The following is a 22,408-nucleotide window of genomic DNA, read 5'->3' as shown; positions in this document are numbered from 1 at the left end:
GTGACCGCGCCATGCGCGTTTCCGGTTGGACGTTTCTTTTTGCTCGGCGGGAGAGTATAATAAGACTTAAGCTCAAGTATTAAGACCAGGTTTTAAAACTAAACGATGAATCAGGGAGGACGCGCCATGACCCAGTCGGGCACCGTACGTCACGAAAGCCGACATGCCGCGCTCGGTCTTACGGACGAGCAGGCCGTTGCCATGTACGAAACGATGATGCTCGCCAGACGTTACGATGAGCGTGGACAACTGTTGCAAAGAGCCGGCAAGATCAATTTCCATATCTCGGGAATTACGCAGGAGCCGTCGCAGGTCGCCATGGGGTTCGCCATGGACCGCGAGCGGGATTGGTTTCTTCCGTATTACCGCGACTATGGCTTCGTCCTGTCGGTCGGGATGACCGTCAAGGAATTAATGCTGTCGATCTTCGCCAAGGCGGAAGACCCGAACAGCGCGGGAAGGCAGATGCCGGGGCATTTCGGCTGCCGCAGGCTGCGCATCGTCACGGGATCGAGCCCGGTGACGACTCAGGTTCCCCATGCCGTGGGCTTCGCGCTCGCGGCCAAAATGCGCGGGGAACCGCAGGTTGCCATCGTTTCTTTCGGCGAAGGCTCGAGCAATCAAGGCGACTTCCACGAAGGCTGCAATTTCGCCGGCGTCCAGAAGCTGCCGGTCATATTCGTTTGCCAGAACAACCAATACGCGATTTCCGTGCCGTTCTCGAAGCAATCGGCCGGCCGGATCGCCGACCGCGCGATCGGATACGGCTTCCCGGGGTTCCGGGTGGACGGGAACGATCCGCTCGAGGTGTACCGGGTCGTCAAGGAAGCGCGGGAGCGGGCTCTGGCCGGAGAAGGCCCGACGCTGATCGAAATCATGACGTACCGCGTGACGGCGCACTCCACTTCCGACAACGACCTGGCCTACCGAACGAAGGAAGAAGTCGAGTTTCACAAGGCCAAGGACGCCATTCCGGCATTCCGGCAATACTTGATCGAACACGGCTTATGGTCGGATGAAAAGGAGGAGGAGCTGGCCAAGCGCCATCGGGCCGTCATCGACGAAGCGACGGAATACGCGGAGAAAGCGCCGTTCCAGTCGCCGGAAGACTCGGTACGGTACGTGTACGCGGAAGACGAAGGGGAGGCGCGCTGACCATGCCGGTGATCGAATATATCGAGGCCATTCGGACGGCCATGAAAGAGGAAATGGAGCGGGACCCCGAAGTATTCGTACTTGGGGAGGACGTAGGGCTGAAGGGCGGCGTCTTCGGCACGACCAAAGGATTGCAGCAGCAGTTCGGCGAAGCGCGCGCGCTCGACACGCCCTTGTCGGAGTCGGCCATCGCCGGCGTCGCCATCGGGGCGGCCATGGCGGGCATGAAGCCGATCGCGGAGATGCAGTATTCCGATTTCATGTTCCCCGCGACGAACCAAATCATCAGCGAAGCGGCCAAAATCCGCTACCGGTCGAACAACGATTGGAGCTGCCCCGTCGTCATCCGCGCGCCGATCGGAGGGGGCGTATTCGGGGGCCTGTACCATTCCCAATGCCCGGAATCGGTGTTTTTCGGCACGCCCGGCCTGAAGATCGTCGCGCCTTCGACGGCTTACGACGCAAAGGGGCTGTTGAAGGCGGCCATCCGCGATCCGGACCCCGTCCTCTTTTTCGAGAACAAGAAATGCTACCGCCTGATCTCGGACGAGGTGCCGGAAGAGGATTATGTCGTGCCGATCGGCAAATCGAAGGTGATGCGCGAGGGAAGCGACATCACGGTGATCGGGTACAGCATGCCGCTCCATTTCGCGATGCAGGCGGCGGAAGAGCTGTCGCGCGAAGAAGGCGTCGAGGCGCATATCCTGGACCTGAGGTCGCTGCAGCCGCTCGACCGGTCAGGCATTCTCGAAGCCGCTTCCAAAACCGGCAAAATCCTCATCATCCATGAGGACAACAAAACCGGGGGGATCGGCGCGGAAGTCGCCGCGATCATCGCGGAGGAGCTCCTCTACGACCTGGACGCCCCGATTCGCCGCGTCTGCGGGCCCGACGTCCCGGCGATGCCGATCAACCCTCCGGGCGAGAAGCACTTCCTGCTGAACAAGGACAAATTGAAAGCGGAGATGCTGGAGCTGGCGCGATATTAAGCGACGGTTCCGACCGGAAGGAGAAGGAACGCCATGGCGAAACAAATCGTGGAAATCGTAATGCCGCAGCTGGCGGAATCGCTCGTGAACGCGACGATCGACCGGTGGCTCAAGGAACCGGGCGACATGCTGGACATGTATGAGCCCATATGCGAGCTCATCACGGATAAGGTAAACGCGGAGCTGCCCTCGACGGTACGGGGAAAACTGGTTAAAATCCTGGCCAACGCGGGAGAAGTCGTAGACGTCGGCACCCCGATCTGTCTCGTGGAGACGGAGCAGGAATCGGCCGCGTCGTTGCCCCAAGCCACGGGAATGGCGGATGAGGCTGTATCCCTGCCGGCTGCGGCCAGCCGTCCGGCAGCCGCAGCGCCGGTTGCTGCCGCTCCTGCCGCTCTCGATCCCGGGGCGCCGATGCGCTCCCGCTACTCGCCCGCGGTCCAGCGGCTGGCTGCCGAGAATGGAGTGGACCTGTCGCGGGTGGCGGGCACCGGGCTTGGAGGGCGAATTACCCGCAAAGACGTGCTGGACGCGATCGAGTCCGGCTCCGCCTTGCCTCCGGCGCCCGCAGCACAGGCACAGTCGCCGGCAGCTGCCGCCGTGCCTCCCGCGCCAGCGAGAGCCCCGGAGCCGCCGCGCATTCCCGTCGTCGAAGTCGACGAAGGGCATGCCGCGCCGGGTCGCGAATACGCGATCGACGTGACGCCGATCCGCAATACGATCGCCAAAAACATGCGGCAGTCCGTGACCGAAATTCCGCACGCCTGGACGATGGTCGAAGTCGATCTCACCAACCTGGTCCAGCTGCGCAGCAAGCTGAAGGACGACTTCAAGAAGAACGAGGGCATCAACCTGACGTTCATGCCTTTCCTGCTTAAGGCCGTCGTCGGCGCGATCAAGGAGTATCCGCTGATGAACTCCGTCTGGGCCGTCGACAAAATCATCGTGAAACGCGATATTAATTTGTCGCTGGCGGTCGGCACCGAGGACTCCGTCCTGACGCCGGTCATCCGCAACGCGGATCAGAAGACGATAACCGGTCTTGCCCACGAGATCCACGAGCTGGCCCGCAAAACCCGGGAAGGCAAGCTGAAGCTCTCGGACATGCAAGGCGGCACGTTCACGGTCAACAACACGGGTACGTTCGGCTCGGTGCTGTCTTATCCCATCATCAATTACCCGCAAGCCGCGATCATGACCCTGGAAGCGATCGTCAAGCGGCCGGTTGTCATCGGAGACATGATCGGGATCCGCTCGATGGTCAACCTCTGCCTTTCCTTCGACCACCGGATTCTGGACGGCATCATTTGCGGCCGCTTCCACCAGAAGGTCAAAGAAATTCTGGAAGGCTTCGGGCCGGATACGAAGCTGTACTAACCGACCGCGGGAGGTTTCGGAATGTCCGTACACGCGGCGCTGTTGCGCGGAATCAACGTCGGCGGCAACAAGAAAGTCAGCATGCCGGCGCTCAAGCAAATGTTCGAAAAGATGGGCTTCGAGCGGGTGCAAACCTACATCAATAGCGGCAATGTCCTGTTCGTGCCCGCTTCCGCCGCGGATCCCGGAGAGATGGCCGGACGGATCGAGAAGGAAATCGAGCGGGAATTCGGCTTCCCGGCAGCGGTCATTCTGCGGACGGGCGATGATCTGGGGCGGATTATCCGGTCCAACCCGTTCGCCGGCGAAGGCACCCCGGAGGAATTGAATCTCCATGTCGGTTTCCTGTCGCAGCTTCCGTCCGAGAGCCAGCTTGACCGGATCCGGCCTTATGTCACGGAGGACGACCGGTTCCGCCTCGTGGACCATGAGTTGTACGTCATGTTCCGCGCGGGCGTCCGCGATTCGAAGCTCGGGAACAGCTTGAACAAGCTGGGCGTGCCCGTTACGCTGCGCAACTGGAACACCACGAACAAGCTGTTCGCGCTCGCGGAAGCGATGAAGGCATGACGAAACCATTCGAAAGCGCCGTTTGCGGACGGCGCTTTCGTTGCGCTACAATGATGGGAGAAGCTGGGTCCGGGAGGGGCGGAATGAAACCATTAGATACCGAATGGCTGTCGCGGATCGGCTATCAAGAGGCGTGGGATCTGCAAAAGCGCCTCGTCCGCGAAATCGACCGCGGGGAGCGGAGCGACACGCTGCTTCTGCTGGAGCACCCGCCGACGTACACGATCGGATCCGACCGCCATCCGGAGCACCTGCTGCTCGGGCCGGAAGAGCTGGAGCGGAGAGGCATTTCCGTGTTCCAAATCGACCGGGGCGGCGACATCACGTATCACGGTCCAGGCCAGCTGGTCGGTTATCCGCTCCTGTATTTGGACGCGATCGGACTTGATTTGCATCAATATTTAAGGAATTTGGAAGAGGCCATCATCGGCCTGCTCGGCGAATTCGGATTGTCCGGCGGGCGCAAATCCGCCTATACCGGCGTATGGGTCGGGGACGAGAAGGTCGCCGCGATCGGCGTCAAATTCAACAAAGCCCGCACGCGGCGGGGCTTCGTCACCAGCCACGGCTTCGCGCTGAACGTGAAGAGGGGCGTGGAACGGGAAGGCTTCGGCGGCATCATCCCCTGCGGGATCGCGGAGTACGGCGTCACCTCGCTCGAGTCGCTGAGCGGACGGGAGCTGGACGTGGAAGAGATCGCGCGCCGAATCGTGCCGCATTTCCGGAAGGTTTTCGGGCATGCCCCGGCGGAAGCAGACGCGGTCAGGAGAGAAACGCGCTTACGCTCATGAGAACGGTCGTGAATAGCATGGCGGCCAGCGTGACCCAGACGACGATTTTAAACACGCGGTTGTGCATTGTAGTTTCACCCTTTCATATTTATTACCGGGGGCTCCCCCTCACTCTTTCCCCAAAAAGTGAAGTGAAGGCTTTGATGCGTATGCCGAGTACTTTTTGGGGACCCCTGCAAGGAAGCCGCGTCACTTTTGGGGGATTCCAAAAGCTTGTGTACCCCTATTGTAGCGAAAGCAAAGTCGGGAGGAAAGATCATGGTAAATCGGGACCGGTTGCTTCAGGAATTCATGGAATTGGTGCAGATCGACAGCGAAACGAAACACGAGCAGCAAATCAGCAAGGTGCTGAAAGAGAAGTTCGGGGCTCTCGGTTTGGAAGTAACGGAAGACGAGACGGCGGCTGCAACGGGCCACGGATCGGGCAACCTGTTCGCCTGGTTTCCGGCCACGTCCGGCGCGGAGAACGTGCCGGGACTGCTGTTCACCTCCCACATGGATACCGTAAGCCCGGGCAAGGGCATCAAGCCGCGCCTGGATGAGGACGGCTATATCCGTTCCGACGGCACGACGATTCTCGGAAGCGACGACAAAGCCGGGCTCGCCGCGATTCTCGAAGCGGTTAAAGTGCTGAAGGAGAACAATCTGCCGCACGGTTCGATCCAGCTCGTCATCACCGCGGGAGAGGAATCCGGCCTGATCGGCTCCAGGGCGATGGACGGGTCGCTCCTGCGCGCGGATTACGGCTATGCGCTCGATTCCAACGGGGCGGTCGGCGGCATCGCGGTCGCGGCTCCGACCAATTCCCGGCAGTTCATCACGATCAAGGGCAAAGCGGCGCACGCCGGCGTCAATCCGGAAGACGGCATCAGCGCGATCCAGGTGGCGTCCAAGGCCGTCTCTCGCATGAAGCTCGGGCGCATCGACCACGAGACGACCGCGAATATCGGCCGTTTCGAAGGCGGCGGCGAAGTGAACATCGTCGTGGACCGAGTGAAAATATACGCGGAAGCCCGAAGCCGTGACCATTCCAAAATGGAGCGCGTCGTCGAGTCGATGCGGGAAGCGGTGGACAGCGCGGCCAAAGAGCACGGGGCGGAAGCGGAATTCGAGAGTATCGTGATCTATCCGGCTTATCGGTTCGGCGACGGCGACGAGGTCGTCGAGATCGCCAAGGCGGCGATCCGGGCGATCGGTCGCGAGCCGTTCCAGTTCGAGTCCGGCGGCGGCAGCGACGCCAACATGTTCAACGGTAACGGAGTGCCGACCGTGAATCTGGCCGTCGGCTACGAAGAAATCCATACGACCAACGAACGGATCAAAGCCGACGACATCGTCGCGGTCGCCGAGCTGGTGCTCGCCATCGTGGCGGAAACGGCGAAACGGACGGGATCCATAGCGGAATGACAACCCACCCGAGTACGAAACAGCCCGGACCGCAAGACGGTTCGGGTTTTATACGATTTATCGAAAGGGGAGATCGTCTGAACTTGCGGCAATGGCAGCATCGGTGGCTTGCAGCGGCGAGAAACGAAAACGTTCAGGCACTCCTGGTCGCGTTGGCGACAGCCGTAGGTGCCGAGTTCAAGATCAACCCCTTCTACGGCGATTATTTCCGAATCGGTCTAGGCGTCAGCACGTTTCTCTGTTTCCTGTTGTTCATGCGCGGCCTGCCCCCCGTCAAAACCGGAATCTTGACCGGCATCGTTAACGCGGTCTTTCAGCACAGCGCGGCGGCCGGCATGTTCTATGTCGTCTTTGCCATCGGCTTCAGCTTCATTGGGCGGAGCAAACGCGATATCCCGCCTCTCCTGCTCGGAGGATGGGTTTCGGCGGTCGATTTGGTTTCCAACCTGACAGAACTCTCCATTCGGGGGGCGTACCTCGGGGCGGCTGCGTATCATCTCAACGATTGGCTTCTCCTTGCGGCCGTTGCGGTTGTGCGGAGTTACTTCGTGATCGGCATCTACAGCAGCATCAAGATCAGCCAGATGCGCGTAGTTCACGCCGAGCAGGAAAAAAGGATGGAACAGATGCTGAGCGTCGGTTCGGGGTTATACGGCGAAACCTTCTATTTGCGGAAATCCATCGATGAGATCGAAGGCATAGCGGCGAGCAGCTTCGAGCTCTATCGGCAGTTGAAGGAAGCGAATTTGAGCGGCTGCAGCGGACAAGCATTGAGAATCGCCCAGCAAATCCACGAAGTCAAAAAAGATTCCCAGCGGATATTGGCAGGATTGTCGAAATTGTACGCGAGCGAACTCGGCGTTCAGATGAATGTGACCGAAATTCTCCAATCCGTTGTCAAGGGGAATCAGAAATACGGCGAAATGTTAGGCAAACGGATCGGGATATCGGTCTTGGAGGAAGTTTCTTTCACGACCCCGCACTATATTCCTCTGCTGACCGTGCTGAACAATCTGGTCGCGAATGCGATGGAGGCGATAGAGGGAGAAGGCACCGTTCTCGTCCATGCGTACGTCAACGGGCGGGATGTCCTCTTCGCGGTATCGGATACCGGACCGGGCATTGCGGAGCCGGATCTCGGATTTATTTTCGAACCCGGCTTTACGACCAAATTCAGCGCGGAAGGAGTGGCATCGACGGGAATCGGTCTGTCCCACGTTCGCGATATCGTCCATTCCTTCGGCGGAGGGGTCGAAGCGACGAGCAGCGAAACCGGCGGAGCGCGGTTTGTCGTCCGGATCCCGATGTCCGCACTCGCATAAGGAGGGAAGTCGATGTCGCTTTCATTCGTGATCGTGGATGACGATGCGGTCTGCAGGAGGATGCTTCAAACGATTATCGAGAACGGCGGATTGGGCGAAGTAACGGGTACGGCGTCAGGCGGTACGGAGGGGATGCGGGCGATTCTCGAAGCGAATCCCGACATCGTGCTGATCGATTTGTTGATGCCCGACCAGGATGGGATCGAAACGATCCAGAAATTGAAGGACGGCGGCTTCGCCGGGAAGTTCGTCATGATTTCGCAGATCGAGAACAAGGATATGGTCGGACAAGCCTACCGTGCGGGAATCGAGTTTTTCATCCACAAGCCGATTAACCGCGTGGAAGTGGAAGCCGTGTTATCCAAGGTCGGCGAGCAATGGAAATACGAAAGCCACATTCGGGAGATCAGGCGAACGCTGGCCAAGCTCGACGTCGATCCGTCCGTTTCTCCGGTACGCAAGGAGAGGTCCGTCCGAGAAGTCGTAAAGCCGATTTTGATGGATTTGGGAATCGTCGGAGAAACGGGAAGCAAGGATATCGCGGCCATCATAGAGCATTTGGCCGACAGCGGGGAGAATGCGGATTTTCCGCCGCTCAAGGAATTGTATGAGGCCGTCGCTTTAACCTACAAGCAAGGCAGACAGGAGATCGAGAAAGAAATCAAGGCGATCGAGCAGCGGATCCGCCGGGCCGTGATGGCCGCGCTGACGAACCTGGCCTCGATCGGGTTGACGGATTACGGCAATCCCAAATTCGAGCATTATGCACCGCTATACTTCGACTTTCAGGATATCCGGTTGAAAATGAAAGCCATGGACGAAGAAGATTTGACCTCCGACAAGGGGAAAGTGAACATCAAGAAGTTTCTGCAGGTCTTCCACATGGACGTTCAGGAAAAAATGAAAAACGTTTGAGAGAGGCCGTTCTCCAAACCGGTGTTGGCCGGATTGGCGGGCGGCTTCTTTGTTTTGTCTTCATGGAAGAATATCTCACATTTATTTTCTATTGATGATATGGGCTGTGTAGGAATCTGTAGGTTTGCGTAGGAGGCGAGTTATGATCCAAACAAGGAGTAAGCAAATCTAACAATTTTCAGAAACGGGGTAGACGTATGAAGAAAGCAGGTTTAGCGGCAATCGTGTTGGTGATGGCTCTGATTCTTGGCGCATGCGGAAAACAGGCAGGGTCCTCTTCCGCGGCCAACGAATCGTCTCAGGGGAGCCCATCCGCGGGAACGGTCAAGAAATACACGTTCGGAACGGACGCGACGTATCCTCCGTTCGAGTTCGAGAAAGACGGCAAATACGTCGGGATCGATATCGATCTGATTCACGCGATTGCCGAAATCGAGGGCTTCGAGGTCGAGATCAAGCCGATGGATTTCAAGGCGATTATCCCGGCGATTACGGCGGGCCAGCTGGACGGCGCGATCGCGGGCATCAGCATCACGGATGAGCGCAAAAAAGTCGTCGGGTTTTCGGACCCGTATTACGAAGCGGGACTCTCCCTGATCGTCCGTGACGACAATGACGCCATCAAAGGGCCGGAAGATCTGAAGGGGAAAGTCATCGCCACGAAAAAAGGAACGGCCAGCGCGAAGAAGTCCGAAGAGCTGGCGAAACAATACGGCGCGAAAATCACTTATTTCGACGACAGCCCTGCGATGTACCAGGAAGTCGTCAATAAGAACGCCGACGTTACGATCGAAGATTACCCGGTGATTTCGTACAAAATCGCAGTCGATCCGAATTCGCATCTGAAAATCGTCGGAGACCGGTTGACCGGAGATTCCTATGGCATCGCGGTGGGCAAAAAGGATGAGGAGTTGCTGCAAAAAATCAACGACGGCCTCAAAAAGCTGAAAGAGAACGGGAAGTACGACGAAATCGTCAAAACCTACACGGGAGGCTGATCCCGGTGGACTTCTCGATTCAAGCGATCGCGGATGCGTTGCCATTGCTCTGGCAAGGCGTTCTGATTACGCTTAAGATCGCCGTCGTCTCGCTGCTCATCGCATTCGTCATCGGGTTGATCGCGGGCTTGATGAGTACGTCCCGCAGCCGCATCCTCCGCGGCGCGGCAACGGTATACGTCGACATCATCCGGGGAACGCCGCTTCTGGTCCAAATCTTCTTCATCTATTTCGGTCTTCCCGTCTTTCTGGACATCCGGATATCGGCGGAGATCGCCGGAATCGCGGCCGTCAGCCTGAACGCGGGGGCTTATATTGCGGAAGTGTTCCGCGCCGGCATCGTATCCATCGACAAGGGTCAGGTCGAAGCCGCCCGGTCATTGGGACTCAGCGGATGGAAAACGATGAGGCTGGTCGTCCTGCCGCAAGCGATCCGCCGCATGATTCCGGCATTCGTCAACCAATTCATCGTCAGTATCAAGGACACGTCCCTGCTGTCCGTCATCGGGATTCAGGAGCTTACGCAGAGCGGAGAAATCATCATTTCCACGAATTTCCGTTCGTTTGAAATCTGGGGCACGGTCGGTATTTTCTACTTCGTCATCATCTACTTGCTGACCCGCTTATCCCGTTTGATCGAAAGGAGGTTCGTCGTCCGATGATCACCGTTCAAAATTTGAAGAAAAGCTTCGGACCGGTGGAGGTGCTGCGGGATATTTCGACGACCGTCCGGGAAAAAGAAGTGGTGTGCGTGATCGGCCCCTCGGGGTCGGGAAAAAGCACGTTTCTGCGCTGCCTCAATCTGCTGGAAGAGGTGACTTCCGGCACGATCGTCATCGGCGATACGGAAGTGACTTCCCCGAGGACGAACATCGACCGGCTGCGGGAGCATGTCGGCATGGTGTTCCAGCACTTTCATTTATTCCCCCATTTGACCGTATTGGAGAATATCATGCTGGCCCCCAAGCATGTGAAAAAGATGGACAAGCGGCACAATGAAGAGAGAGCGGTGGAGCTGCTCGGCAAAGTCGGGCTTGCGGGGAAAAGGGACGAATATCCGGACCGTTTATCCGGTGGGCAAAAACAGCGCGTGGCCATCGCCAGGGCGCTGGCCATGAACCCCGGCGTCATGCTGTTCGATGAACCGACCTCCGCCCTCGATCCCGAAATGGTGGGCGAAGTGCTTCTGGTGATGAAGGAATTGGCCCGCGACGGGATGACCATGATCGTCGTCACGCACGAAATGGGCTTCGCCCGCGAAGTCGCCGATCGGGTCATCTTCATGGACGGAGGTTACATCGTCGAGGAAGGGACGCCTTCCGAGCTGTTCGATTCTCCGAAGCACGAACGAACCCAAGCATTTCTCAATCGGGTCCTCAAAAACGGTTCATGAAAAAAGCGCAGTCTGCGAACGTGCAGGCTGCGCTTTTTGTGCGTTATATATGCTGGGCTCCCGCTTCCGGACTTTTCCGTTTCATCTGCATCCGGGCCGGTCCCACGAACAGGGAGGCGATCAATCCCGCGCCCATGAAGCAGAGAGAGACGACGAACCCATGGTTGATGGCATGGGACAGCTCATGGCTGTAGAACGTGACCAAATCGGCTTGTTTCGGCAGGAATTGGCTCACGAACCGGAAGACGTAGCCCGGGTTTCCCGCGGTCGCGATTTGATCGGCCGGAATCTGGAACTGCGAAATCGCCTGCTTAGCCGAGGAAGCCATGTCGCGATTGACGATAACGGCCGTGACGGACGCGCCCATGACCCCGCCGATGCTTCTCCAGAATCCGACGATGGAGGAGGAGACGCCGATATACTTTTTGTCCACGCTTGCGGCGATGGAGTTCTGCGCCACGCTCATGAGCGGTCCGACGACGCCGAGGCCCAGCAGTACGACGATTCCGATCGCCTGCCAGTAGGGAGCCTCATAAGACAGGTTCATCAGCAGCAAGGATACCACGATGCCCAGCGCCATGTTGAAAAACATGATCGTCCGGAACTTGAAGAACGCCTGCAGGAACCCGAGCAGGATCGCGCCGCCGATGACGGACGCCATCATGGGGGTAAGAAGGGCGTTCGAGCTGCTCTTGCCCAGGACATAGGTGGCGAAGTAAGGCATATAGGTGATCGCGGAGAACATGATCGCCCCTTGGCAGAACACGATCAAGCTGGTGCCGGAAACCATCCTGCTTTTGAAGATGTTCAGCGGCAGCATCGGCTCGTGCGCCCGTTTCTCGACGAAATAGAAGATGGTACCTCCTATGACCGACAGGACGAACAATCCGATGATCTGCCAAGAGTCCCAAGCGTAATCTTTGCCGCCCAGTTCAAGCGCCAGCATGACCGCCACCGTGGAAACGATGATGAGGAAGGCGCCAAGGAAGTCGATTTTCGGTTTGTCGTCCGCCTTGGATTCTTTCAAAGCGAACAGCAGCACGAGGAAAGAAGCGATCCCGATCGGCAAGTTGACGAAGAAGCACCACTGCCACCCTAAGTGATCGGAGATCCAAGTGCCCAGCTGCGGTCCCGCGACCGAAGAGAGACCGAATACGGCACCGAACACCCCGGACATTTTGGCGGCGTCTTTGGGATCGTTGAACAGGGTATAGATGATCGAGAACGAGATCGGAAAAATCGAACCGGACCCGATTCCTTGAATGACCCGGTAGAAAATGAGCTGGTAGATGTCCGTGGCCGTACCGCACAGAGCGGAGCCGGTCAGAAACAGCCCGATTCCGATCAAATAAAATTTTTTGCGCCCGAACATGTCGGATAATTTGCCGAAAATGAGCATGGTGCTTGTCGCCGCCAGCATGTAGGCGGTGAAAATCCACGCGTTTTTGTCGAAGCCTCCGATATCGTCGACCACTTTGTTGATGCTGGCCGACACGATCGTGTTGTCCAGCGAGGACATCAGCAGGCCCAGCATCATGGACAGAATGATCAAGCCTTTGCTGCTCTCTTTTGCCATTCGTTTCTCTCCTCCTGTAATAGGGAGTTTGACGTGTAATAGGGAGTGTGACAGGGTCAAACTCTCCTCGCTCAAACTCTCTCCGATCCGCTTCTCCTATCTCCGGCGACGTTCGCCTTGAGCATGGACAGTCCTTCCTCCAGGACGCGAAGCCGGGCTTTGGACGTTTCGATTCCCATGTTGAGTACGATTTGCCGGGTCTGGCTCATCCCGTCGCAGAAAAGTCTCTTTTTCTCTTCCAGATCGGACAATTTGGCCCTAACGGCTTGGATATTGTCCTCGATCATGCGGATGACGATGTCAGGCTTCTGGTGTTCCCCGAAAACGAGCCTCACGAGAAAATCCGAGCGGAACGCTTCGGCCTCAAGCGGAGAATCCAGGTAATTCTTGAATTGTTCGCGCCCTTTGTCCGTCAGCGAGTAGACGTGTTTCACGGGCCGGTTGTCTTGCGGGATCGATTCCTTGGTGATGTAGCCCAGCTGCTCCATCTTGCCGAGCGTCGGATAGATCGTCCCGAAGCTCGCGTCGAAGAAGTAGGAAAATTGGGCTTGAAAGGCGTGCTTGATCTCGTAACCCGTAAACGGCCGCGCGTGCAGCAGCCCCAGGATGACGTCCATCGCCGTCATCGTTATCACATCCTTAAGTGCCGGATTGGAAATCATTTCTTGCTGACGTTGTTGATTATATTGGATCGATATATATCGAGTCAATATAGAGAGGGGTAAAACAATAAAAAAACCTTCTCCGGGAGGGAGAAGGTCGAAGGAACGCTGGACGCGTGAGTCTATCCGGGTTCAGGACCGGGAACGGACTTCCTGCCGCATGAACATGACGTAGGAAGCCGCGAAGCAGACGGCGGTTTCCGCGATGAGCGCCACGATATGCGGCCAGACGAGCAGCAGGCTCTGTCCGAGGGACAGCGGAGCCGAGATCGCCAGGTAGGCCTGTTCCTGCGTCACGAACGGATTCAGCGTCCGCACGTCCGGAAGGAGCAGCGTGGAGGCCGCCTCCTGGAACAGCTGCGCGGGCGACAGACGGGACAGCAGCTGCATCGCGTTCGAGTGCTGGATGACGGATGCCGCGTCGCTCGCGTCTGACGGCGAGGTGGCGTTCCCGATCAGGTTCACGATCATGCCGAAGAACACGAGGAAGAAAATCCACAGCGCGATGCCGGCCAGCGCCGACGTGGCGGCTTGCTTGAACCGGACGGAAAATAGGAGAGAAAGGTTCAACCACAGCCCCACATAGACGGTCGTGATGATCAACGTCAGCATGACCCGTCCGAATTCCTCCGGCGTCGGCGGATACCCGATCGTATACAGCCCCATGCCCATGACGAGCAGGCCGAGGGAGAAGATGACGACGGCGATCAGGAGCAGCCCCGCGACGAATTTGGCGTTCAGGAAGTCGTCGCGGTGGACCGGCTGGGACAGTACGCGGCTCAAGGTTCCCTTGTTCCGCTCCGAGTTGACCGAATCGAAACCGAGCGCGATGCCGATCAGCGGAGCCAGGAACGACAGGAACGTGAGGAAGTTGGGCAGGTTGCCGTCCGATACCGTGAACATGTTGAGGAAGAGGAACCTCGTATCCGTCGGATTGTCGGTTTGCGATACGCCCGCCTTCAGCGCCGTAACCGCCGTATAGATCGAACCGATGCAGGCCAGGGTCACGATGGCGAGCAGGATCACGAACCGCCAGCTGCGGATATGGTCGCCGAACTCTTTGTGCACCATCACCCAGAAAGGCGGGGTAGGACGGACGGTCTCCGCGGCCTCGGACTCCGTCCGTCGGAATTTTCCGATCGAGGAGCGCAGTTTGTCAGCCCAAGCGTTCACGGGTTTCGCCTCCTTCGAAGTATCGGTGGTAAATGTCGTCGAGTCCGTACCGGTGCGGGCGCAGACCGTATAGACGGAAGCCCCTGCGAATGATGAAGTCCGCCAAATCCGCGCTGAGGTCGGTGTCCGACGAGACGACCAGCGTGACGGGAGCATCGTTCGAGGCGGAAGCCGACGCCAGTTGATCCTGCTCCTTCCTCGCCACGGATGACACGCCCTCGATTCCGAGCAAAGATTCTTCGAGCTCGCCGGTGGACGCGGAGACGTCCAGCTCGATCCGATGGGCGGGAGCGCCGTCCAGTTGGCGCGACAGGGTGTCGATATCGCCTGAAGCGATCAGCTTGCCCCGCACGAACAGTCCCACCCGGTCGCAGATTTGCTGGACCTGATGCAGGTGGTGGGATGACAGGAGCACCGTGAGCCCATCCTTGCGGCTGAGCTCGCGGATCAGACCCAGCAGCTCCCGGACCCCTTCCGGGTCGATGCCTAGCGTCGGTTCGTCCAGGATGATGACTTCCGGCTGTTTGATCAGCACGTCCGCGAGCCCCAGCCTCTGCCGCATCCCGCGGGAGAACGTGCCGACGCGTTTGCGCGCGGCTTCGGCAAGGCCCACTCTCTCGAGGAGCCGAAGCGCCCGCTCCCGGGCTTCGTCCGCCGGTACCCGGTTCAAGCCGGCCGTGTAAACCAGGTTGTCGAGCGCCGTCCGGTCCTCGTAGAAGCCGACGTCGTCGGGCATATAGCCGACTTTGCGTTTGACTTGGATCGGGTTCCTCGTCGAGTCGATGCCGCAAACCTTCACGGATCCGGAAGTCGGCTCCGTCAGGCCGAGCATCATGAGAATCGTGGTTGTTTTGCCGGCGCCGTTCGGTCCGAGAAGGCCGAAGATCTCGCCGGGGTAGACGTTAAGGGACAGAAAATCGACGGCGGTGAAGTCCCCGTATTTCTTCACCAGGCTTTTCAGTTCGATTACCGGCTCATCGGCTTGAATGGCCACCATTACCGCCTCCCGTATTTCCGGAACAGGCCGTATACGCCGGCTGCGACGGCGATCACGATCAGAACGCCGATCCAGCCCCAGAGCACCGAGGTTTTCACGGTCATGCGGATGCTGGCGTCCGCGGATTTCTCGGCGGCTTGCGCGGTCAATCCGACGACGTAGTCCCCGGCGAGCGCTTTGCTGGACGATTTGATCGTCGCGGTCACCGGTTTGGAGTCTCCGGCTTTCAGGGAAGAGATCGTTTTCGGTTCGAAGCTGACTTCCCATTCGGCCGGCGTCGTGCCCGTCAGGTTGATGTCGGTCAGTTCGGCGGATCCGGTATTTTTGACGACGAGTTCAAGCTTCCGTTCCCCGCCGGCAGTCACGTTCGCGCTGAGCCGTTCGTCGGACGTCGTCAGGCTGATTCCGTACGTACCGGTGATGACGGCTTCCACTTCCGTATCCGCGGTCGAGCTTCCGCTGGCTGCGTGGACGGCGACTTTATACGTATTGGCGGTCGCGTTCTCGGCCGGCGTCAAGTTCAGCGTCACGGATTTCGAAGCGTTCGGATCGATGTCGACGCTGGTTACGCCGCTGCCGTCAACCGTGAATTTGGCGTCCCAACCGGCCGGCGCTTCCGCCGTCAGCGCGTAAGTCTGCTTCGAAGCGGTGCGGTTGTTCAGCGTCAGGCTGTAAGTGAAGGTGGAGTCGGAATGTCCTTGCATGTTCGGACGGTCCGCCGTCAGCTCGGATTTGTACGAGCCTTTTTCCGAAACGTTGACCTTCAGGGGCAGCGTGCCGAACGATCCGGCGTTCAGCTGAAAGGAATACTCTCCTTTTTCCACTTCGAGCGGAACGGTGAGCGCCAGGTTGACGGATTGGGATTCCTTCGGCTTCACCGCGATCTGGCGGATGGCATGGCCGCCTGCCGTCAGCTCGTAGGTCCATCCGGTGGAGCCTGTGCTGAAGCTCAGGTCGGCCGTCTGGATTTCGTCCGAATCGTTGATCAGGTCAACCTCGTAATTGAGCGTTTCGCCGGGCGGCGCCGACAGGTTGGTGTAAGGCGTATAGACTTTGACTCCTCCCGCTGCGAAAACGGGCACGGCATACAGCAGCATGGCGATCGTCAGCAAGGCGGCCGCAGCGATGCGGCGAGAATGGGAATTGCGTTTCATGACGACAGACCCCTCCCGGGATGATTTGTGGTTTCATCTCCTCTACGTGCGAGAAGCCTTCGCGGATTTATGCCGAAAAATAAAAGTTAGCTTAACGGAAGCTTAAAGGAAGATAAAAAAAACGGGAGCATATTCACGGGATGAACGATTTTTGGTATGTATGTATCGAACAGAATGATCGTATCGGAGGTGTCAGGTCCCATGGATACGGCTTTTCGTCGATCCGCGAGTGAGGACATGGCCGGTCTGCTTCAGCAAATCCGGGAGGGGTCGCTGGAGGCGTTCGACCGGTTTTACGAGGCGGCGGCTCCCTTCGTCATGGGGTTGTCCTGCAAGCTGCTGGGAGACCGGATGGAAGCCGAGGACGTGTGCCACGACGTGCTCATGCTCGTGATCGCGCAGCCCGAACGCTACGATCCGGCAAGAGGTACGGTGGAAGCCTGGCTCGCGGTGCTGACGAAAAGCCGCTGCATGGACCGGTTGCGCAAACGGAGACGCGTCGTGCTGGAATCCGAATCCCCGGGCATGCCGGAACGGATATTCGGCGCTTCCGAGGAGATCGAAGGCCGCGTGCTGACGAAGCTCGAGAAGGAAGCGCTCCGGCGGGCGATGGGCGAGCTTCCGGGCACCCAGCGGCAGACGCTGGCGGCCGCTTTCTTCGATTCCCGCAGTCGGCGCGAGTTGGCGGAAACCTGGCAGGTTCCGATCGGAACGGTGAAATCGAGGGTGAGATACGGTCTATCCCATTTGCGCAAAGCGATGGCGAAGCTGGGTTGGGCGGAAGCGGAAGGGGGCGGAAGCCTTGATTGAGCGGAACTGCGGAGTGCCGGAGGAACGTTGGATCGATTGGCATATGAAACGGCTTCCTCCGGAAACGGCGCGGGCGATGGAGCGGCACTCGGAGGGCTGCGCCGATTGCCGGCGGGTGCGGAAGCAATGGGGCGAGTGGCTTGGGATGGCGCCGGAGTCGGGATCGGAAGCGATCGGCGTAATCCCGATGCCGTCCGAACGCGTACGCAAATCGTTGCGCGCCGCGGCATGGAGACGCAGCTGGCGGAAGAAGCTGTTCGCCCGGCCGGTATGGGCCGTCTCCGGAGCGGTTGCGGCGCTGTTGCTGGTGGCTGGCGTGATTTGGCAAGGTTCGCCCACAGGAACGAACGGTGAAACGGGAACAGCCGCGCTTCCGCCGATAGAATATGCACGGCTGCATGAGCCGGATGGAGCGGAACTGATGGCCCTTCCGGATACGAAGGTGTACTCGATCGTGCCGGCATACGCGCCGGGATTGCCGGAGGCGGGAGGCAGGAAGTCGGTCACGGTCTGGGTGAACGGCCGGACGGACGAAATGTTCGTCCTGATCGAAGGGCTGCTTCCCGAAGGCAGCCGTGATGTTCAAGCGTGGGGCGAGGTCCGGCAGGATATGACGAACCTGGGTTTGTTCGAGTTCCATCAGGCGCAGGGACATCTGTACTCCCATTTCCTCGGCTTGCCGGACGTGAAGGAAGTGGCGTTCACGATCGAGCCCAAAGGCGGCAGCGCGCATCCGACGTCCCCGGAGACCGCCCGAATCAAGTTGGCGCGGGTGGACGAGGAGGAGTAACGGAACCTGGTTGCGTGAAGCGCGGGAAGTCTGCGGATTGGGGCGAAATTGCGCAATTCGGTTCCGCTATGCTTGAAAAAACTCAACCAAGTCTGCACACGGAGCAAAACCCGGTTTTAAAGCAGAGTGGTTGCCCGATTCCTGTACGAAGGCCCAGCCCGCCTGAAGCCCGATTAGCCAGGATATCCTGGATAGCCTGGATAGCCGGGAGACATTTTTTCAGCGAAATGCCTGACAACGAACGCAGGTAGTGACTTCCGGAGACTTTCTGTGAAATCCCCGACTACGAAGGCTGTAGTGACTTCCGGAATCGTTAATTTTGCGATATCCCCGATTACGAACGCCGTAGTGACTTCCGGAGACGTTATTTCTGCGAAATCCCCGACTACGAACGTTGTAGTGACTTCCGTGGACGTTATTTCTGTGAAATCCCCGACTACGAAGGCTGTAGTGACTTCCGGAATCGTTAATTTTGCGATATCCCCGATTACGAACGCCGTAGTGACTTCCGGAGACGTTAATTCTGCGAAATCCCCGACTACGAACGTTGTAGTGACTTCCGTGGACGTTATTTCTGCGAAATCCCCGACTACGAAGGCTGTAGTGACTTCCGGAGACGTTATTTCTGCGAAATCCCCGACTACGAAGGCTATAGTGACTTCCGGAGACGTTATTTCTGCGAAATCCCCGACTACGAACGCTGTAGTGACTTCCGGAGACGTTATTTCTGCGAACCCCCCGACAACGAACGCTGTAGTGACGTCCGGAGACGTTACTTCTGCGAAATCCCCGACTACGAACGTTGTAGTGACTTCCGTGGACGTTATTTTGCGAATTCCTCAGGTGCGCTGTAAGTACGTCTGGAAAGCAGGAGAGCGAAACGAGGTAATTTTAGCTCGAAATGGCATTAATAGACACGAAAAACGTTTTCGGTTATGCTTTGCTTAGGGTTTCCCCAGGAGGGGTTTTTACAGCGCGATGAAAGCGCAACCAAATTGGAGAGGGGGAACATGACAACTTTCCGTTTCATCCAGGGATAACCAGTTTTTTTGACATCACCTTGTACAAGGCAGCGGATAAGCGGACATAGATAGAACGGATGACAACCGAGGAGCCGCTGGTGATTGGCCGATGCTTCAGGAATATTTCGCATCGTAATGCGATACCGGGAGGAATGATTATGGTTAACAGCCGGATCTTATCGGTCGCCGAACCGGATCTCGTCTCTTACCCGCATCTTGCCTATCCTTTGGCCGTGCTGCAAGCGGAACCCGATTCGCTGCGTTGGATTTACAGCAATTTCGTCCAATTGTACCTGAGCGATCGGGGAGACGAAATGATGGCGGACTTCTACTCGCCGAACCCGTTCGACCAGTTTGTCCCCATTTTGTTCGGCTCTCCTCGTCTAACCCGGAACCTGGTGCGGAGATGCTTTCCAAGCTTTGCCGATTTCGTTCGCGATAGCATCGACAATGATTGTTCCGTGTGGACGTTCGTGGACGAATATTACATCCCCGGATCGGTCGCCTACCAGAATCGATTCAACCCTCACGGCATCATGATCCATGGGTACGACGACGGAAACCGGCTGTTCCATGTCGCAGGCTTCTTGACCCATCAACGATTCGGTACCACCTTCATCCATTATGACGACATGGAGATGGCGTTCAATGACTTCGAACCGCCGGAATCGAAGCCGTACACCGAATATACTCTCTTGCTGAAGCCATACCGGAATTTCATGAAAGCCTGCGAATTTAACTTGCAGTGGGTGATGGATCAACTGGAGGATTACGGGCTCGCCAAGCCCTCGGATCGAAGAATGCCTGCGTACGAATTGCGGCAATCCAGTCCGCACGTATGGGGGATGGACATCTATGACGAACTTCGGCGCAGAGCCGAGCAGGTAATCGAGAACAAGTTCATTCTCGACCACCGACCTTTTCACGTGCTGTGGGAGCATAAGAAAATAATGAACAAGCGAATCGCCTATATGGAACTTCAGGGTTATTACAGCTGCTCTCGGGAGACGGCGGAAGGCTGGCGCGATCTCGAGAGGTATGCCGTGGTGAACATCAATCTGATCTTGAAATACTGGATGACTCTGGACAAAAAGCATCTGGAGCAGTTGATCGACCGTCTGGGTAAGATGAAAGCGGACGAAGCCCGCATCATTGAGGAGATGTTGCACGATTACAATCTTCGCTGCGGATAGGGGGCGACGTTGTTGAGCGCATGTGCCGAAAATTGCGATTGCCGGCAATCTGCGCCGCGTCTTCGCTGTCAAATCCGGCTGCGCCCGGACTGCGGCCTCGGCAGCAGCTCCGCCAGCTTGGCGTTCCGGCCGAGCCGGCGGAGCTCCTGGCGCAGCGCGCGGCGGATTTCCCAGGCTGGGCCGACCCAGCGGATCCGTTCGGGAGCGGCGTATCGTTTGAGCATAAGGCGTCTCCTCCTCCATGCGGGCTTGCAATCGAGCGGACAAGCCGTTAATTTGAACCTATGAGCATTGCGGCTGAATCATGACTGGAGGAACCCGAATTGACGGAAAACCGTAAAGAACCGCATCCTTTTTACGAAGAAACGCTGGAGACGAAGCCGATATTCCAAGGCCGGATGATTTCCCTGCAAGTCGATACGGTACGGCTGCCCGACGGGGGGACGGCGACGCGCGAAATCGTCAGGCATCCCGGCGCGGTCGCCGTGCTGGCGCTGGTGGAAGGCAAGAGCAAGATGCTCGTGGTGGAGCAATATCGCAAGCCGCTCGAGCGAGTGCAGGTGGAAATACCGGCGGGGAAGCTGGAGCCGGGGGAAGATCCGCTCGAAGCGGCGGCGCGCGAGCTGGAGGAAGAGACGGGATACCGGGCGGAAGGGCTGACGCATTTGCAGTCTTTCTCCACTTCGCCGGGGTTCGCGGAAGAAATCGTGCATCTGTACTATGCGGATGAACTGGTTCAGGGAGAGATCCATCTCGACGAGGAGGAATTCCTCACCTGCGAAGCGATCACGCTGGAACAGGCTTGGCAGTACGTCCGCGAAGGCCGAATTTGCGACGCCAAAACGCTGCTCGCCGTGTACGCCTGGCAGCTCCAAGCGGCGACCGGATCGCTCCCGCTGCGCGGATGACGGAGCTTCGCCGTATTTTCGCAGACTTGCACGTGCATATCGGCCGCGCCGACAACGGCCAGCCCGTCAAAATCAGCGCCAGCCGCGATTTGACGTTCCGCTCGATCGCGCAAGAAGCGTCGGAGCGCAAAGGCGTGCACTTGATCGGCGTCATCGATTGCCATTCGCCCGCCGTGCAAGCCGACATCGAACGGTGCCTGGAAACGGGCGAAATGGAGGAAGCCGCGGGCGGGGGGATCCGCTACCGCGACACCGTCATTCTGCTCGGCGCCGAGATGGAAGTCCGCGAGGAAGGAGGCGGGCCGTTCCATCTGCTCGGCTATTTGCCGGATTTGCGTTCCATGAAGCAATGGACGGCTTGGATGGAACCGCGCATGAAGAATGTAATGCTCAGCTCCCAGCGTCTTCGGACTTCCGCCCGCGAGCTGCAAGCGGAGTTGCTCGCCCTGGGAGGACTGCTGGTTCCCGCCCACGTGTTCACGCCGCACCGCGGCTTGCTCGGCTGTTCGGCCGACCGGCTGGCGGACCGGCTCGGCCCGGACGGCATCGCGGCCGTCGAGCTCGGTCTGAGCGCGGATGCCGACATGGCCGACCGGATTTCCGAGCTGGGAAGGTATCCGTTCCTCACGAATTCGGATGCCCACTCGACCGGCATGATCGGCCGGGAATGCAACGAGCTGCTGCTTGCCGAGCCTTCGTTCGCCGAATGGGCGAAGGCGCTTCGCGGACAGGACGGACGCGGGATCGCCGCCAATTACGGTCTGCACCCGGAGCTGGGCAAGTATCATACCACTTACTGCACCGCTTGCCGCAAAGCGGTCTCCGCAACCGCGACGGGCGAGGCGGCCGCGGAGGAAGCTTGTCCTTCCTGCGGCAGCCGTAAACTCGTCCGCGGCGTCGCAGGGCGAATCGATCAATTGGCCGACCGGGAGCGTCCCGTTCATCCTGCGAACCGGGCGCCGTATCGGCCGCAGGTGCCGTTGTCCTTCTTCCCGGGCGTGGGCCCCGCCCTGCGCGATCGGCTGATCGCGGCTGCCGGCTCGGAAATGGATGTGCTGCACCGGGCGCCGGAAGAACGGCTCGCAACGGCCGCGGGCGCGAAAATCGCGTCCGCCATCCTCGCCGCACGGGAAGGGAGGCTCGCCTTCACGCCCGGAAGCGGCGGCGGCTACGGGAAAATCGCTTCCCCCTTCTAAAATCCCCTTG

Annotated in this window: 23 protein-coding genes; 16 read left to right on the top strand and 7 right to left on the bottom strand. The window is 58.5% G+C overall.

Annotation, left to right across the window (positions count from 1 at the left end):
• Positions 1–126 precede the first annotated feature (126 nt).
• The 5 genes from GE107_RS11880 to lipB all read left to right on the top strand — a co-directional run bounded on the left by GE107_RS11880 (position 127) and on the right by lipB (position 4,882).
• Complete coding sequence (locus GE107_RS11880; RefSeq protein ID WP_219640170.1) at positions 127–1,155, top strand: thiamine pyrophosphate-dependent dehydrogenase E1 component subunit alpha; 1,029 nt, start codon at positions 127–129, stop codon at positions 1,153–1,155.
• A 2-nt stretch (positions 1,156–1,157) separates the two neighbouring features.
• Entirely contained in the window at positions 1,158–2,144 is a 987-nt protein-coding gene (locus GE107_RS11875; RefSeq protein ID WP_219640169.1) for an alpha-ketoacid dehydrogenase subunit beta, read from the top strand.
• A gap of 33 nt (positions 2,145–2,177) precedes the next feature.
• A complete protein-coding gene (locus GE107_RS11870; protein WP_219640168.1) occupies positions 2,178–3,521 on the top strand; it encodes a dihydrolipoamide acetyltransferase family protein in 1,344 nt (447 codons plus the stop codon).
• 21 nt (positions 3,522–3,542) lie between these two features.
• Positions 3,543–4,091 (top strand): DUF1697 domain-containing protein, encoded by a 549-nt coding sequence (locus GE107_RS11865; protein ID WP_219640167.1) that lies wholly within the window; start codon positions 3,543–3,545, stop codon positions 4,089–4,091.
• Positions 4,092–4,174: 83 nt separating this feature from the next.
• The gene (gene lipB, locus GE107_RS11860; RefSeq protein WP_255570409.1) at positions 4,175–4,882 is read left to right on the top strand and encodes a lipoyl(octanoyl) transferase LipB; all 708 of its coding nucleotides are present in this window, start codon (positions 4,175–4,177) and stop codon (positions 4,880–4,882) included.
• On the opposite strand, the gene prli42 is transcribed toward lipB, so the two are convergent.
• Positions 4,854–4,949 (bottom strand): stressosome-associated protein Prli42, encoded by a 96-nt coding sequence (prli42, locus tag GE107_RS11855; RefSeq protein ID WP_219640166.1) that lies wholly within the window; start codon positions 4,947–4,949, stop codon positions 4,854–4,856. The two genes, lipB and prli42, sit on opposite strands and share 29 nt — an antisense overlap.
• A gap of 191 nt (positions 4,950–5,140) precedes the next feature.
• Here prli42 and GE107_RS11850 point away from each other — a divergent pair, with 191 nt between their 5' ends.
• The 6 genes from GE107_RS11850 (at position 5,141) to GE107_RS11825 (ending at position 10,917) form a co-directional block, all read left to right on the top strand.
• Positions 5,141–6,289: a M20/M25/M40 family metallo-hydrolase gene (locus tag GE107_RS11850; RefSeq protein WP_219640165.1), complete on the top strand. Its 1,149-nt coding sequence runs from the start codon at positions 5,141–5,143 to the stop codon at positions 6,287–6,289.
• 83 nt (positions 6,290–6,372) lie between these two features.
• Positions 6,373–7,611 (top strand): sensor histidine kinase, encoded by a 1,239-nt coding sequence (locus GE107_RS11845; protein ID WP_255570408.1) that lies wholly within the window; start codon positions 6,373–6,375, stop codon positions 7,609–7,611.
• Positions 7,612–7,623: 12 nt separating this feature from the next.
• Positions 7,624–8,526, top strand: a complete 903-nt coding sequence (locus tag GE107_RS11840; protein WP_219640163.1) for a response regulator — start codon at positions 7,624–7,626, stop codon at positions 8,524–8,526.
• 197 nt (positions 8,527–8,723) lie between these two features.
• Entirely contained in the window at positions 8,724–9,524 is an 801-nt protein-coding gene (locus GE107_RS11835; RefSeq protein WP_219640162.1) for a transporter substrate-binding domain-containing protein, read from the top strand.
• Between the two features lie 5 nt (positions 9,525–9,529).
• Positions 9,530–10,186, top strand: coding sequence for an amino acid ABC transporter permease (locus GE107_RS11830; RefSeq protein WP_219640160.1), 657 nt, complete (start codon positions 9,530–9,532; stop codon positions 10,184–10,186).
• Entirely contained in the window at positions 10,183–10,917 is a 735-nt protein-coding gene (locus tag GE107_RS11825; protein ID WP_219640158.1) for an amino acid ABC transporter ATP-binding protein, read from the top strand. The genes GE107_RS11830 and GE107_RS11825 overlap by 4 nt, the downstream gene beginning before the upstream one ends.
• Before the next feature lie 43 nt (positions 10,918–10,960).
• On the opposite strand, the gene GE107_RS11820 is transcribed toward GE107_RS11825, so the two are convergent.
• The 5 genes from GE107_RS11820 to GE107_RS11800 all read right to left on the bottom strand — a co-directional run bounded on the left by GE107_RS11820 (position 10,961) and on the right by GE107_RS11800 (position 16,479).
• Positions 10,961–12,493 (bottom strand): DHA2 family efflux MFS transporter permease subunit, encoded by a 1,533-nt coding sequence (locus tag GE107_RS11820; protein WP_219640156.1) that lies wholly within the window; start codon positions 12,491–12,493, stop codon positions 10,961–10,963.
• Between the two features lie 71 nt (positions 12,494–12,564).
• Complete coding sequence (locus GE107_RS11815; RefSeq protein WP_219640154.1) at positions 12,565–13,119, bottom strand: PadR family transcriptional regulator; 555 nt, start codon at positions 13,117–13,119, stop codon at positions 12,565–12,567.
• Between the two features lie 168 nt (positions 13,120–13,287).
• Complete coding sequence (locus tag GE107_RS11810; protein ID WP_370636366.1) at positions 13,288–14,328, bottom strand: ABC transporter permease; 1,041 nt, start codon at positions 14,326–14,328, stop codon at positions 13,288–13,290.
• Positions 14,312–15,325, bottom strand: coding sequence for an ABC transporter ATP-binding protein (locus tag GE107_RS11805; protein ID WP_219640152.1), 1,014 nt, complete (start codon positions 15,323–15,325; stop codon positions 14,312–14,314). The genes GE107_RS11810 and GE107_RS11805 overlap by 17 nt, the downstream gene beginning before the upstream one ends.
• Positions 15,325–16,479: a COG1470 family protein gene (locus GE107_RS11800; protein WP_219640150.1), complete on the bottom strand. Its 1,155-nt coding sequence runs from the start codon at positions 16,477–16,479 to the stop codon at positions 15,325–15,327. The genes GE107_RS11805 and GE107_RS11800 overlap by 1 nt, the downstream gene beginning before the upstream one ends.
• Positions 16,480–16,680: 201 nt before the next feature.
• Here GE107_RS11800 and GE107_RS11795 point away from each other — a divergent pair, with 201 nt between their 5' ends.
• From GE107_RS11795 to GE107_RS11785, 3 genes are all read left to right on the top strand, one after another.
• On the top strand, positions 16,681–17,289 hold the full coding sequence (locus GE107_RS11795) for an RNA polymerase sigma factor (RefSeq protein ID WP_219640148.1): 609 nt from the start codon (positions 16,681–16,683) through the stop codon (positions 17,287–17,289).
• Positions 17,282–18,079: an anti-sigma factor gene (locus tag GE107_RS11790; RefSeq protein WP_219640146.1), complete on the top strand. Its 798-nt coding sequence runs from the start codon at positions 17,282–17,284 to the stop codon at positions 18,077–18,079. The genes GE107_RS11795 and GE107_RS11790 overlap by 8 nt, the downstream gene beginning before the upstream one ends.
• 1,180 nt (positions 18,080–19,259) lie before the next feature.
• The gene (locus GE107_RS11785; protein ID WP_219640144.1) at positions 19,260–20,294 is read left to right on the top strand and encodes a hypothetical protein; all 1,035 of its coding nucleotides are present in this window, start codon (positions 19,260–19,262) and stop codon (positions 20,292–20,294) included.
• A 68-nt stretch (positions 20,295–20,362) separates the two neighbouring features.
• Here the strand turns inward: GE107_RS11785 and GE107_RS11780 are convergent, their stop codons facing one another.
• On the bottom strand, positions 20,363–20,518 hold the full coding sequence (locus GE107_RS11780; RefSeq protein ID WP_219640142.1) for a hypothetical protein: 156 nt from the start codon (positions 20,516–20,518) through the stop codon (positions 20,363–20,365).
• Positions 20,519–20,617: 99 nt separating this feature from the next.
• Between GE107_RS11780 and GE107_RS11775 the strand changes: the two genes are divergently transcribed.
• Positions 20,618–21,202 carry an NUDIX domain-containing protein gene (locus tag GE107_RS11775; RefSeq protein WP_304516997.1) on the top strand — a complete coding sequence of 195 codons (585 nt, stop codon included), beginning with the start codon at positions 20,618–20,620 and terminating at the stop codon, positions 21,200–21,202.
• On the top strand, positions 21,199–22,398 hold the full coding sequence (locus GE107_RS11770; RefSeq protein ID WP_219640230.1) for an endonuclease Q family protein: 1,200 nt from the start codon (positions 21,199–21,201) through the stop codon (positions 22,396–22,398). Before GE107_RS11775 ends, GE107_RS11770 begins: the two co-directional genes overlap by 4 nt.
• Positions 22,399–22,408: the final 10 nt, after the last annotated feature.

The organism is Cohnella sp. CFH 77786, assembly GCF_019400745.1.
Classification (GTDB): Bacteria; Bacillota; Bacilli; order Paenibacillales; family Paenibacillaceae; genus Cohnella.
The sequence above is the reverse complement of the archived record's forward strand: the minus strand, read 5'-3'. Positions and strand labels throughout refer to the sequence as shown.